The organism is Anaerotignum propionicum DSM 1682 (assembly GCF_001561955.1).
Lineage (GTDB): Bacteria > Bacillota > Clostridia > Lachnospirales > Anaerotignaceae > Chakrabartyella > Chakrabartyella propionicum.
Window position 1 is genome coordinate 1,572,741 of sequence record NZ_CP014223.1, and the last position, 11,373, is coordinate 1,584,113.

Annotated in this window: 10 protein-coding genes; 8 read left to right on the forward strand and 2 right to left on the reverse strand. The window is 38.7% G+C overall.

Going from position 1 to position 11,373, the window contains the following annotated elements; all coding sequences use genetic code 11:
• Positions 1-188 precede the first annotated feature (188 nt).
• The 8 genes from tgt to CPRO_RS07500 all read left to right on the forward strand — a co-directional run bounded on the left by tgt (position 189) and on the right by CPRO_RS07500 (position 9,354).
• On the forward strand, positions 189-1,325 hold the full coding sequence (tgt, locus tag CPRO_RS07465) for a tRNA guanosine(34) transglycosylase Tgt (protein WP_066049836.1): 1,137 nt from the start codon (positions 189-191) through the stop codon (positions 1,323-1,325).
• A 116-nt stretch (positions 1,326-1,441) separates the two neighbouring features.
• Complete coding sequence (gene yajC / locus CPRO_RS07470) at positions 1,442-1,906, forward strand: preprotein translocase subunit YajC (protein ID WP_066049839.1); 465 nt, start codon at positions 1,442-1,444, stop codon at positions 1,904-1,906.
• A gap of 485 nt (positions 1,907-2,391) precedes the next feature.
• Positions 2,392-3,519: a BMP family ABC transporter substrate-binding protein gene (locus CPRO_RS07475; RefSeq protein ID WP_066049842.1), complete on the forward strand. Its 1,128-nt coding sequence runs from the start codon at positions 2,392-2,394 to the stop codon at positions 3,517-3,519.
• A gap of 275 nt (positions 3,520-3,794) precedes the next feature.
• Entirely contained in the window at positions 3,795-5,366 is a 1,572-nt protein-coding gene (locus tag CPRO_RS07480; protein WP_066049845.1) for an ABC transporter ATP-binding protein, read from the forward strand.
• Positions 5,356-6,468 carry an ABC transporter permease gene (locus CPRO_RS07485; RefSeq protein ID WP_066049849.1) on the forward strand — a complete coding sequence of 371 codons (1,113 nt, stop codon included), beginning with the start codon at positions 5,356-5,358 and terminating at the stop codon, positions 6,466-6,468. The genes CPRO_RS07480 and CPRO_RS07485 overlap by 11 nt, the downstream gene beginning before the upstream one ends.
• Entirely contained in the window at positions 6,468-7,412 is a 945-nt protein-coding gene (locus CPRO_RS07490) for an ABC transporter permease (RefSeq protein ID WP_066049851.1), read from the forward strand. Before CPRO_RS07485 ends, CPRO_RS07490 begins: the two co-directional genes overlap by 1 nt.
• Before the next feature lie 71 nt (positions 7,413-7,483).
• On the forward strand, positions 7,484-8,425 hold the full coding sequence (locus CPRO_RS07495; RefSeq protein ID WP_066049853.1) for a nucleoside hydrolase: 942 nt from the start codon (positions 7,484-7,486) through the stop codon (positions 8,423-8,425).
• Positions 8,422-9,354 carry a nucleoside hydrolase gene (locus CPRO_RS07500; RefSeq protein WP_066049855.1) on the forward strand — a complete coding sequence of 311 codons (933 nt, stop codon included), beginning with the start codon at positions 8,422-8,424 and terminating at the stop codon, positions 9,352-9,354. The genes CPRO_RS07495 and CPRO_RS07500 overlap by 4 nt, the downstream gene beginning before the upstream one ends.
• Positions 9,355-9,664: 310 nt before the next feature.
• On the opposite strand, the gene CPRO_RS14900 is transcribed toward CPRO_RS07500, so the two are convergent.
• Together CPRO_RS14900 and CPRO_RS07510 are read right to left on the reverse strand one after the other, a co-directional pair.
• Positions 9,665-10,342 (reverse strand): hypothetical protein, encoded by a 678-nt coding sequence (locus tag CPRO_RS14900; RefSeq protein WP_236782323.1) that lies wholly within the window; start codon positions 10,340-10,342, stop codon positions 9,665-9,667.
• A 472-nt stretch (positions 10,343-10,814) separates the two neighbouring features.
• Positions 10,815-11,357, reverse strand: a complete 543-nt coding sequence (locus CPRO_RS07510) for an NADH peroxidase (RefSeq protein ID WP_066049858.1) — start codon at positions 11,355-11,357, stop codon at positions 10,815-10,817.
• Positions 11,358-11,373 lie beyond the last annotated feature (16 nt).

Consider the following 11,373-nt stretch of genomic DNA (forward strand, 5'->3'; position numbering starts at 1 on the left):
AATTGCTGTCAATCCTCATCAGAAAAATTTCCATTTTTATGCCATGAATCAGATTATTATATCATGTTATTTGAAAAAACAAAAGAATTGAGATTATATTTATCAGAAAAGTATAAATATTCTTGATAAAAAAATGGAAAAACGTTATTATAGTATTTACGTATGTAAAAATAGAAACGAGGAGAATTATGTATAAATTATTAAAAACTTGCGGAAGAGCGAAACGCGGTGAGTTTCACACCCCCCATGGAGTCATTCAAACTCCAGTTTTTATGAATGTAGGAACACTGGCGGCAATTAAGGGTGCCTTATCAACAGAAGATTTGGAACAAATCAAATGTCAGGTGGAGCTGTCAAACACCTATCATTTACATTTGCGCCCCGGTGATAAAGTAGTAAAACAACTTGGTGGACTTCATAAATTTATGGTTTGGGACAAACCAATTCTCACGGATTCCGGCGGATTTCAGGTTTTTTCCTTAACCTCTCTTAGAAAGATTACTGAAGAAGGCGTACTTTTTAATTCCCATATCGATGGAAGAAAAATATTTATGGGCCCTGAGGAGAGTATGCAGATTCAATCAAACCTCGCTTCTACCATTGCTATGGCGTTTGATGAATGTATCGGTATCCCTGCAGAACGGCCTTATGTGGAAGCATCCGTAGCGCGTACCACCCGTTGGTTGGAACGTTGCAAAAAAGAAATGTCAAGACTAAATAACTTGGATGATACCATTAATAAAAAACAAATGCTTTTCGGCATAAATCAAGGCGCCATTTACCCGGATATCCGCATTGAGCATGCAAAGCGTATTTCCGAATTGGATTTAGATGGATACGCAGTGGGCGGGCTTGCGGTAGGGGAAACCCATGCTGAAATGTATCATGTATTGGAGGAAGTTGTGCCATATTTACCGCAAAACAAACCCACCTATCTAATGGGAGTTGGGACTCCGGAAAATATTTTAGAATCGGTGGAAAGAGGAATTGACTTTTTTGACTGCGTTTTACCTGCAAGAAACGGGCGACACGCTCATGTCTATACCAATAAGGGTAAACTGAACCTTATGAACGCAAAGTATGAGCTGGATGAGGCACCCATCGATGAAAGCTGTGATTGCCCTGTTTGCCGAAGATATACCAGGGCTTACATTCGCCATCTCTTTAAAGCAAAGGAGATGCTGGCAATGCGCCTGTGCGTTATGCATAATCTTTACTTCTTTAACACAATGATGGAAGAAATTAGACAAGCACTGGATGAAGACCGTTTCCCTGCGTATAAAAAAGCGAAGTTAAACGGATTTGAGAAATCGAAAGGTAAATAATTCCTTGACGTAAAATTGATTTTTATATATAATTGTTTTATTGCATAATCATAGTTTGAAGTATGGTACTTATGTACACTTCAAACCTAAAGAAAAATATGTTAGGAGAGATACAAATGTCATTCGTACCATTTTTATTAGACACAAGCACTACAATTTTGCCAAGTAGCGGCGGTACTGCTGCTGCTCCAACAACTTCTGCCGGTGGCAATATATTTGGTTCGCTTGCTGCCAGCAACCCAGTTATGTTAATCGTACTTTACTGCATTCTTTTAGTAGGCGTAATGTATTTTCTTTCTGTAAGACCCAATCAGAAAAGAGAAAAGCAAATGGCTGAAATGAGAAGCTCCATTGCAGTGGGTGACTCTATCGTGACCAATAGCGGCTTGTTTGGCAAGGTTGTAGATATCACTTACGAATGTTTTATCATTGAATTTGGTATGAATAAAGGCGTTCGAGTTCCCGTTGTAAAGGGTGAAGTTTTTGGCAAAAGAGAGCCCAACTTATCTAATGAAGCTCCACCTCAGGCAGAACAGCCTAAAAAGAAGAAAAGTCTTTTTAGCCGTGGTGAGGAAAACTAAAAAAACAATTCTTATTCTTTCTTTTTCTATAATTACAGAATTGAATAAGATGTTTGTTTTAATGAAATGATTTCTGAAACGTTTTTCATGAACCGAATAAGCCCCGTTTGATTAGGTGAAAACTAAGCAAATAGGGCTTTCTTTATGAAAATTTGGTTTTAATATTGCTGACATACGTGATAGATTATTCTTACAGAGACCCATTACTAAAAATAGATTTAGGCATAAATAATAAATTGGTAAATAATTACTCAATTTTTCACAAATAGTCATTTTGATTCATAGTCTGCCATATTACAAACGTAGAAAAACGCAGTGTTTGTCGTAAAACAACAAACATTTCATACAAATTTTAGACCAGATAGTGGTAATTTATTGACAAAATTGAGCAATAGAGGTAAAATATCCATATGCAGAAGCTCGTATGATTATGACGCTTTTGCAAATAGTATTAAAAAATATGCAAAAAGAAAGGGAGAAAAACTATGAAAAAATTGCTTTCCATGCTTCTTGCTTCTGCACTGGCTGTTTCTATGCTGGCTGGTTGTGGTAGCAAAGCCAACACAGACGCTAATAAAGGAGATTCCGCAGAAGGAGAAAAAAAGGTTTACAAGGTTTGCAACTTGGTAAACGGCACTTTGGGCGACAAATCCTTCTTTGACTCCGCACAGGCAGGTCTGGAGAAATTGAAAGCCGATGGCAGAATTGATTTCAAAACCATCGAGATGGGTGGTACAACAGAAGATCAAGCAAAATGGCAGGGTTATTTGGAAGAAGTTTCTGCTTCCGGCGAATATGATCTGATTATCTGTGGTACATACCAGATGCCAGATTACCTCAAAAATGTTGCTGAGCAATTCCCTGATCAGAAGTACCTCATTTATGATGACACAACCTATACACTGCCTAACGTTGCAAACTTGAGCTATGCTCAAAATGACTTAGGTTATCTGGTTGGTGTTTACGCAGGTGCAATGACAACAGAGACAAGCGTTGAAGGTATTAACGAAGATGCAGTAATCGGTTTTGTTGGCGGCGTTGACAGCCCTGTTATTAATGACTTCTTGTATGGCTTTATTCTGGGTGCACAGAAATCCAACCCTGATATTAAAATTGATACAAGATATGTAAACAGCTATGTTGATCCAGCAAAAGCAAAAGAATTGGCAGAATCTATGATTAATGATAAAAAGTGCGACATCATCTGGGGTGTTGCTGGTAACTCAGGTAATGGCGCTGCTGAAGCAGCTTTGGAAACAGGTAAAGCTTACTTTATCGGCGTTGACTCCGATCAGGAATTGACTTTCTCTCCTGAAATGGCTGCAATCACATTAACATCCGGTTTGAAGAATATTGGTAATTCTTTGGTTTGGTTCTTTGATGAATGGGATAAGGGTGTTGAACATTTTGGTCAGCAGACTTTATTGGGCATGAAAGAAGGCGGCATTGGTGTTGTTACAGATAAAAACTATGACAGCAAAACACCTGATGCAGTGAAAGAAAAAGTAACTGCTGCAATTGATGCTATTTCTAAGGGTGATGTTGTAGTTCCTACAGCAATTGGAAATGAGACAAACGAAGTTCAGCAGTTAAGAGAATCAGTAAAACCTTGATGATTTTTATCAAAGCGTTTGAATGCTGGTAAAATGTAGGGGGGCTTTTATGCTCCCCTTTTACCTTTAAATAAAAATTTCCTAATATTTACTTTTATTGTAGTATTTTGACAAGTTCTAATAAATTTGGTTAATAAAATATTAAACATTATACAGTTTGAAAAAAATTCTTTATGATGATCTTAAAAAGAATTTTTTTGAAGGTGCATGGTCAAAAAATAGGTAATGGACTTTCTGCTTAATTTAAAGAAATGCAAAAGAGGAGGGGAACCGCAATGTCTGACAACGATGATTATGTTGTTCAAATGAAAGGGATCACCAAAGTTTATCCAAACGGGATTGCTGCAAATCAAGGGGTTGACTTTAGTGTAAGACGTGGAGAAATCCATGCGCTTATGGGTGAGAACGGTGCCGGTAAATCTACGTTAATGAAAATGCTTTTTGGTTTGGAACAGCCTACGGAAGGTGAAATTATCATTAATGGGGAAAAAGTATCACTTTCATCACCAACTGTGGCAATTTCCAAGGGAATTGGTATGGTTCATCAGCATTTTATGTTGGTACCGAGCTTAACTGTAGCCGAAAATATGGTTTTGGGGATGGAACCAAAGCAAGGGAACAAATTATTTATCAATTACAAAAAAGCCGTTGAAATCACGGAGGAATTTTCAAAAAAATATAACCTTTTTGTAGATCCTCATGCAAAGGTGAGAGACATTCCCGTTGGCATGAAACAAAAGGTTGAAATTCTGAAAGCATTGGTTCGTGGGGCAAAAATACTTATTCTGGATGAGCCAACCGCAGTATTAACAACGCAAGAAACAGAAGAGTTGTTCAAAGAACTAATGCACTTAAAAGAGCAAGGCTATACTTTGATCTTCATTTCTCATAAGCTGAACGAAATCAAACAAATTACAGATAGACTCACCATTATGCGTAGTGGTAAATCCATGGGTGTACATGAAACAGCGGAAATTTCAAAAGAAGAAATTTCTCGTTTGATGGTTGGCCGTGATGTAGTGCTTACGGTTGAAAAAGAGCAAGCACAGCCTACAGATATCGTTTTAAGCGTACGTGATTTAGAATATACCAATGACTGGAATAAAAAAATGCTTGATAAACTCTCCTTTGACGTAAGAAAAGGAGAAATATTAGGAATTGCAGGTGTTGAGGGCAATGGTCAGCGAGAATTGGTTGATATGCTTTTTAACTTAAACGTTCCCGACGATGGTTTGGCAACAGTGAATGGAAAAAACATTCTTGGTCGTCCCCAGAGGGAAATCCGAGACATGGGTGTTTCATTAATTCCAGAAGACAGAATGACATTTGGTATTGCAGGCACAGGTACAATTGAGGAAAACCTGATGAGTGACCGTGCGGCTGATAAAAAATATAACAACGGACCTTTATTTAACTTGAAGGCCATGCATGAAGATAGTGATAAATTGATAAAAGACTACAAAGTACTCTGTAAATCTCGCAGACAGCAGGTTGGTATGCTTTCCGGCGGTAATATTCAAAAAGTTGTTGTTGCCAGAGAATTTTCCAGCGAACCTATTTTGATTATTGCAGACCAACCCACTCGAGGTATCGATGTAGGTGCAACAGAGTTTATTCGTAAAAAATTAGTTGAGCTGAGCCGAGAGGGTGCTGCTGTTCTATTGGTTTCTGCCGACTTGAACGAAGTAATGGAGCTTTCCGATAGCTTAATTATCATGTATAACGGTAAAATCGCCGCTTATTTTGAAGATACAGCTGTTTTAAATGACACCATTATGGGTGAATATATGTTAGGTTTAAAACAACAAAGTGCTGAAGAGATAGGAGGAGTTATACATGGAAAATAAGCGTCAAAATATGTTTGAGTTTTTCCGTGGATTCGTTGCCATTGCAATTGCAATTTTCGTTGCTTTTATTTTAATTCTGATTTGTGCTGATGACCCTGGTCAGGCTTTAGAATGTCTGTTAATCAGGCCTATTATTAGCAATGGTGCACTGAATGCAAAATCAATTTTTACGATTTTAGCTCGAATGACGCCGATTATTTTTACCGGTTTGGCAGTTTGCGTTATGTTCTCAGCCAATCAGTTTAACTTGGGGGGCGAAGGTGCGGTAATGCTTGGCGGTTTTATTGCTGCTGTCATTGGTATTTATCTTCCTTTGGGCGCTGGTGTTCATGTTTTCATTGCAATATTAGCAGGAGCAATTATTGGCGGTTTGGTTATGATTATTCCCGCTGTAATTAAGGTGAAGCTAAAAGCCAGCGAAATGGTATGCTCCTTAATGATGAATTACGTTATTATGTTTATCATATTACATTTTTTGAATAATGTTTTTGCAGATAGAAGCAAAGGTGCTACCCAAACGTATCCTTTCTTGGATACCGCTACTATCCCTAAAATGATTCCCAACACTGAGTTGTCATGGGGTTTTGCTATAGCAATTATTGCAACCATCATTGCCGCATATTTTATGCATCGAACACGTTGGGGATATTCAATCCGCATGATTGGTATTAATGAATCCTTCTCCAAATATTCGGGAATGAAAGTTGGCAGTATCATTGTTTTATCTCAGGTGATTGGTGGTATGCTTTCCGGTATGGGTGGCGCCATCGAAATGCTGGGTAGATATAAGACCTTCTTGTGGCTTGATTTGCCTGGATATGGCTGGACCGGTATTACCGTTGCAATTCTTGCCAAGAATAATCCCATTATGATTCCATTTGCGGCGTTCTTTATTTCTTATTTGAATAGAGGATGTGAACTTATGTCTATTTACGCAGGTGTTCCTGCTGAAATGATTGATATTATTCAGGCTGTTATCTTCCTATTCTTTGCGGCAGAGCATTTCCTATCTGGCACACGTCAGAAGATTGTTGTAAAAGAAACAAAAGAAGAGTTGCAGAAAAAACAACTTGAAACAGCAAAGGAAGGGGGTAATGCATAATGTTTGAACAGTTAATTAACATGGTATTTTCCGCCAGCTTTGGCTATTCTATCATTCGTATTACTTCTCCTATTTTATTTGCTGCTTTGGCGGCGGTTGTCGCTGAAAAGGGCGGTGTAGTAAACATCGGTCTGGAAGGAATTATGATGATTTCCGCATTATTCGGTGTGTTATTTTCCTATTGGACAAATAGTTGGCTCATTGGCGTACTGGGTGCTGTGGCAATAGGCGTTTTTGTGGCAATGATAATGGCCATATTTGCACTGAAATTGAAAACTGATATCATTCTATCGGGTATTGCTGTCAATTTGTTAGGCGGTGGTGGCACTGTTTTCCTACTTTACCTTTTTACAGGTTTAAAGGGAAATACAGCAAGCCTTACAACTCCAAAAATGCTAACACCTAAGGTTCATATTCCTATATTAAAGGATATCCCTATCATTGGGCAAATTTTTTCAGGGCATTCAGTGTTGACTTATGTTGCGTTCCTTCTAGTATTCCTTGTATGGATTTTATTGTATAAAACAGCAATGGGACTTAGAATTCGTGCTGTAGGTGAAAATTCTCATGCTGCAGATAGCGTTGGCGTTAGTGTATTAAGAACTCAGTATATTGCTTTGGCAATTTCCGGCGCTTTGGCAGGTTTGGGTGGGGCGTACATGTCAATGTATTATTCTCAAAGCTGGAATATCGGTATTGTTGCAGGTCGTGGATTTATCGCTTTGGCTGCGCAAGCAATGGGTCAAGGGGAACCTGTTGGTGCAATGTTGGCATCCTTGCTATTTGGTTTCGCCAGTGCATTGGGCAGTAAGATGGAGGGTATGCAAGGTTTTTCCTCATATCTGGTGGCATCTATTCCCTATGCGGTTACGATTATCGGTTTGGTAATTTATGCTTTAAGTACACTGAAAAGAGTAAAGCGCTTTAGAGATAAGGCGAAATAATAATATTCTTGAAAATTGGCGAGGACATGCCTTGTTAATTTTCTCCAATTATAGTAAATAAGGAGGTTAACATGAAGAGGATTCCTATTATTTTAGACGGAGATCCAGGACATGATGATGCCATTGCATGGGTATTGGCAAATGCTAGTCCGGTTCTCGACATTCGCGCAGTTACATCTTGTTGTGGTAACCAGACAATTGAAAAAACAACATACAATGCCCTTCGCATTTGTACATTGATTAACTTGCACGTGCCAACTGCAAAGGGCCGCGTTAGACCTTTGATAGCAGAGCCCATCATTGCACCTACTGTTCATGGTGAATCTGGATTAGATGGCCCAGAATTGCCTGAACCAGATTTTGATGTTGTTGATATGGATGCAGTTACCCTGATGGCAAAGATTATTCAAGAGAGTGATGAGCCTATTACAATTGTGCCTACAGGCCCATTAACAAATGTTGCGGCATTATTGTTAGCTCACCCTGAACTGAAAGAAAATATTAAGCAGATTTCCTTGATGGGCGGCGGTGTGCAATATGGAAATTGGACACCTGCGGCTGAATTTAATATTTTAGTTGATCCTGAAGCTGCAGATGTGGTATTCAAATCCGGAATACCAATTATTATGGCTGGTTTAGATGTAACAGAAAAAGCAATGATTTTTCCTGAAGATTTTGAGCGTATCCGTGCGTTGGGTAATCATGTTGCCATCATTGTTGCTGAATGGTTGGAATTCTTTTATCAATTCCACAGAACATTGGGTTACGAAGGCGCACCTGTCCATGATGCAGTGGCAGTGGCTGCCTTAATCAAGCCTGGCATTATGGAGTCAAAAGATTTGTACGTTGAGGTAGAGACCACGGGTGATTTCTGTAAAGGCGCAACGGTGGCTGACTTTGATCATGTTTTAGATGTAGTTCCAAATGCTAAAGTATTGATGGGTATTGACAGACAAGCTTTTGTTGACCTGTTGGTTGAAGCAATCAGTGTATATGGGGAGGTGGCGAAATGAATCGTTTCCCAGTAATTATCGACTGTGATCCAGGTGTTGACGATACAGCAGCGTTGTTGTTGGCAAGCCGCTTAGAGGAATTGGATATTCGTGCAATTACAACTGTGGCTGGTAATGTTGGCGTGGATAAAACAACAGCAAATGCTGTGAAAGTAAGACATGCTATGGGTAAAGACATCCCCATTTACATGGGAGCTGACAGACCAATGTTTCGTGAGCCTGTAACTGCAGAGAAAATTCATGGAGTCGATGGATTTGGTGGGGTTTCCTATCCTGCTGAAGTAACAAACACAAAGATTGAAGAAGAAAAAGCATGGGATGCCATTTATCGTATTGCAAAAGAGTGCAATGGCGAATTGGTTATCATCGCAGTTGGCCCTATGACAAACCTTGGTATTGCCTTGTCTAAATATAGTGAACTGCCTAAACTGATTAAACGAATCATTATTATGGGTGGTGCTGCAATCGGCGGCAATGTGACACCATCTGCTGAATTTAATATCTACGTTGACCCAGAATCAGCAGATATGTTGTTCTGCTGTGGCGTGCCGGTTTATATGTGTGGTCTAGATGTGACCTTAAAGGCTTATTTAACTGCAGAAGAGATTGAAGAAATAGGTTCTTTAGGTTCATTTCAGGCAAAGATTTTTCGTGATGTTATGCAGGGCGGTCTGAAACATTATCATGAGTTGGGTTATAAAGGTGTGGCCTTACACGACCCTGCGGCAGTACTATACGCTGTAGATGATAGTATATTTGAAACCCATCATGTGGGCATCCGTGTTGAAACAAAAGGTCAAATAACCCTTGGTAAAACGGTGACAGATTTATATAGTGATAAACAATTTGAGCATAACGCTTATATTGTAACAAATGTAGATCGTGATGCATTTCGTGATAAAATAAATACCTTAATGGCCAAATTCTAAAAGATATCTCCTATCCAATGAGCGGGTAGGAGATTTTTTTGTAATTAAACATGACCAAATGAGGTATTTGTTTGTTTGATGTAATTTTTATTTGCAGAAGTCTGATTGCAATCAAGGTAGATTACAAAAAGAGTTTTAGGTTTAAAAATAATTTAACTCTACAAAAACCTGTTAACAATTTGAAAAAAGTAACGTTATATCAATTAATGGACCAACGATTGTCTACAAAAAAACCTCCAACCTAAGTTAGAGGGTCTTGTGTATTTATTAAAATAGATGTGGATACATAACAACTTCTTAGTCGGATTTGTTAGAAATCAAGCTGCTTTAGAATACCCTGTGTCATTGTGTCGGCCATTAGCAAGGCCTCTTGCTCAATATTATTAAAGTCACGAATACTATTTTCATACTTTTGATTAAGCATATTGACAGCCACCTCTTTTGTCATAGCAAGATGGTTATATAGTAGTTTTTTCCACTCACGCGCCGACCAATACGGATTAATACTTTCAAAAAATTCTGCTATCATATCTGCATTTGCATACCATCGCTTTTCAGCGTCAGCGGCTGCAGCACTATCGCCGGCCTTTGCCGCCTTAACAAGTTCAGCAGCGATATTGAGGTGATCTGTAAATAGCTCAACAAAAGTTGAAACATCATCTTCCTCATAAAATTCCCGCAATACAACTGCAAAATCTTTAGGGTTCTGCAGAAGACGATTTGCGACATATTCCGCATCAGGCAATCCAAAAACTAAGCTGGTAATAAACATTCTAGTCCAATAAACATGTTGTTCCCATAATAACCGAAGACGATTGTTGAGTGCTAGCTTCTCGTTGATTATAGAGCGGCACTGTAGAGGAATTTCACTATAACTGCATTTTTGTGGAATCCAGATTAATTGCCCAATGTACAGTTTGTTTCCTAGTTGGGGATTTTCCAACTTTATCGCTGGCACAGTCGTATGAAAGTGCCGTGCAATCAACATTAGTGTGTCTCCTTTTCGAATTGTATATGCGAAACTTCTATTGAGATGCGTCTCCATGCATATCCTCCTACTTCTTGAAAAATTACGATTTCTTTATTATATGATTTTTTAAAGAAGGTGTGCCAATCTGCTTTTTCACAAGTCCTGTTCTAGATAAGCAACCAAACTGGGTAAAACGCTACAAGAATAAGATTAATTCCTTGTATTCTGACATTTACGATCGTCTTAGAAGAGGGGGGGAGTAATGATAAACATGTATGTCCACCCGATAAATATACTCAAGGGAGGAGGATTCTCACCCCAAATTGATAATTTTCTCCTTCAATTTCCCTTGAGGATTTTAAAAAGCATATTTGTATATGGTTGAAACGTCAACCATATACTAGAGTCAAACCATGAATAGAATACAAAAACCCCTTGACAACAGGGTGTTTCCTACTGTCAAGGGGTCAATATGTTCTAATTTCCCTTATTATTTAAAGTATCTGTTCAGAAGACCTTCAAAAGCCTTACCATGTCTTGCTTCGTCGCGAGCCATTTCATGTACTGTATCGTGAATTGCATCTAAGTTTGCTGCTTTCGCACGTTTTGCAAGATCAGTTTTACCAGCAGTTGCACCGTTTTCAGCATCAACTCTTAATTCTAAGTTTTTCTTGGTTGAGTTTGTAATAACCTCACCCAACAGCTCTGCAAATTTTGCTGCGTGTTCTGCTTCTTCCCAAGCTGCTTTTTCATAATACAAACCGATTTCAGGATATCCTTCTCTATGAGCAACTCTTGCCATAGCTAAATACATACCAACTTCTGTGCATTCGCCTTCAAAGTTTGCTCTTAAGTCCTTCATAATATCTTCACTAGCGCCCTGAGCAACCCCTACAACATGTTCAGCAGCCCAAGATTTTTCGCCGCCCTGTTCGATAAATTTTTCAGCGCCTACCTTACAAACTGGACAGATTTCAGGTGCAGAATCACCTTCATGAACGTAACCACATACGGAACAAACAAATTTTTTCATATAATTTTCCTCCTTG

Coding starts and splice junctions, on each gene's coding strand:
- tgt (WP_066049836.1), top strand. CDS start 189: ATGTATAAATTATTAAAAACTTGCGGAAGAGCGAAACGCGGTGAGTTT.
- yajC (WP_066049839.1), top strand. CDS start 1,442: ATGTCATTCGTACCATTTTTATTAGACACAAGCACTACAATTTTGCCA.
- CPRO_RS07475 (WP_066049842.1), top strand. CDS start 2,392: ATGAAAAAATTGCTTTCCATGCTTCTTGCTTCTGCACTGGCTGTTTCT.
- CPRO_RS07480 (WP_066049845.1), top strand. CDS start 3,795: ATGTCTGACAACGATGATTATGTTGTTCAAATGAAAGGGATCACCAAA.
- CPRO_RS07485 (WP_066049849.1), top strand. CDS start 5,356: ATGGAAAATAAGCGTCAAAATATGTTTGAGTTTTTCCGTGGATTCGTT.
- CPRO_RS07490 (WP_066049851.1), top strand. CDS start 6,468: ATGTTTGAACAGTTAATTAACATGGTATTTTCCGCCAGCTTTGGCTAT.
- CPRO_RS07495 (WP_066049853.1), top strand. CDS start 7,484: ATGAAGAGGATTCCTATTATTTTAGACGGAGATCCAGGACATGATGAT.
- CPRO_RS07500 (WP_066049855.1), top strand. CDS start 8,422: ATGAATCGTTTCCCAGTAATTATCGACTGTGATCCAGGTGTTGACGAT.
- CPRO_RS14900 (WP_236782323.1), bottom strand. CDS start 10,342: ATGTTGATTGCACGGCACTTTCATACGACTGTGCCAGCGATAAAGTTG.
- CPRO_RS07510 (WP_066049858.1), bottom strand. CDS start 11,357: ATGAAAAAATTTGTTTGTTCCGTATGTGGTTACGTTCATGAAGGTGAT.